Below are 1,338 nucleotides of genomic sequence, written 5' to 3'. Positions count from 1 at the left end.
AACCGCCACACAGACCGCCCGCACCGCCGACGCCTGGAGCGACCACGTCGACACCGTCACCGGCACCTGGACCCACCCCCCGCACACCCCCCTGGACGCCGTCCTCATTCGACCCGACGGCTACACCGCCTGGACCTCCCCCGGCACCACCCACCACCTCACCCACGCCCTCACCCACTGGTTCGGCACCCGCACCACCGCCCGGCTGGGCTAGGAGCCCTCCGCCTGGGCGGCCACCGACTCCTTGGAGGCACACGTGACGCGCGGCGCCACCGTCTGGTTCACGGGTCTGCCGAGTGCCGGCAAGACCACCATCGCGTACGCACTCGCCGAGCGGCTGCGCGGCGCGGACCGCCGGGTCGAGGTGCTGGACGGCGACGAGATCCGCGCCTTCCTCTCCAGCGGCCTCGGCTTCTCCCGCGCGGACCGCGACACCAATGTGCGGCGGATCGGCTTCGTCGCCGAACTGCTGGCCGCGCACGGGGTGCTGGTGCTGGTCCCGGTGATCGCGCCGTACGCCGACAGCCGCGAGGCGGTCCGCAAACGCCACGAGGCGCGCGGCACCGCCTACCTCGAGGTCCATGTGGCCGCGCCGGTCGAGGTGTGCGCGCGGCGCGACGTCAAGGGCCTGTACGCGCGCCAGGCCGCGGGGCAGCTGACCGGCCTGACCGGGGTGGACGACCCGTACGAGGAACCCGCCGCGCCCGACCTGCGGATCGCGTCGCAGCACCGGACGGTGCCGGAGTCCGTCGCGTCGGCGTACGCGCTGCTGACCGAGCGGGGACTGTCGTGAACGCGCCCCGCACCGGGGTGCCGGGCGGCGGCCGGGGCGCGGGCGTGGGCGCCCCCTTCACGCTGACGCACCTGGACGTGCTGGAGTCCGAGGCGGTGCACATCTTCCGCGAGGTCGCGGGCGAGTTCGAGCGGCCGGTGGTCCTCTTCTCCGGCGGCAAGGACTCGATCGTGATGCTGCACCTGGCGCTCAAGGCGTTCGCGCCCGCCGCGGTGCCGTTCGCGCTGCTGCATGTCGACACCGGCCACAACTTCCCCGAGGTGCTGGACTTCCGCGACCGGACCGTCGCCGCGCACTCGCTGCGGCTGCACGTGGCGAAGGTGCAGGACTACATCGACGACGGGCGGCTGCGCGAGCGCCCCGACGGCACCCGCAACCCGCTCCAGACGGTGCCGCTGACCGATGCCATCCGCGCCCAGCGCTTCGACGCGGTCTTCGGCGGCGGGCGGCGCGACGAGGAGAAGGCCCGCGCGAAGGAGCGGGTCTTCTCGCTGCGCGACGAGTTCTCCCAGTGGGACCCGCGCCGCCAGCGCCCCGAGCTGTGG

General features: G+C 74.1%; 3 protein-coding genes. All 3 read left to right on the top strand.

Annotated features, from left to right (window positions below):
- A partial coding sequence (locus tag AC3EVP_RS36855) for an aromatic-ring hydroxylase C-terminal domain-containing protein (RefSeq protein WP_488179853.1) occupies nucleotides 1–214 on the top strand: 214 nt, incomplete at its 5' end.
- A 42-nt stretch (nucleotides 215–256) separates the two neighbouring features.
- Nucleotides 257–793 carry an adenylyl-sulfate kinase gene (gene cysC, locus AC3EVP_RS36850; protein ID WP_335984543.1) on the top strand — a complete coding sequence of 179 codons (537 nt, stop codon included), beginning with the start codon at nucleotides 257–259 and terminating at the stop codon, nucleotides 791–793.
- Nucleotides 794–810: 17 nt separating this feature from the next.
- On the top strand, nucleotides 811–1,338 hold a 528-nt coding region (gene cysD / locus AC3EVP_RS36845; RefSeq protein ID WP_435138142.1), incomplete at its 3' end, for a sulfate adenylyltransferase subunit CysD.

Source organism: Actinacidiphila sp. bgisy144 (assembly GCF_057708105.1).
The sequence above is the reverse complement of the archived record's forward strand: the minus strand, read 5'-3'. Positions and strand labels throughout refer to the sequence as shown.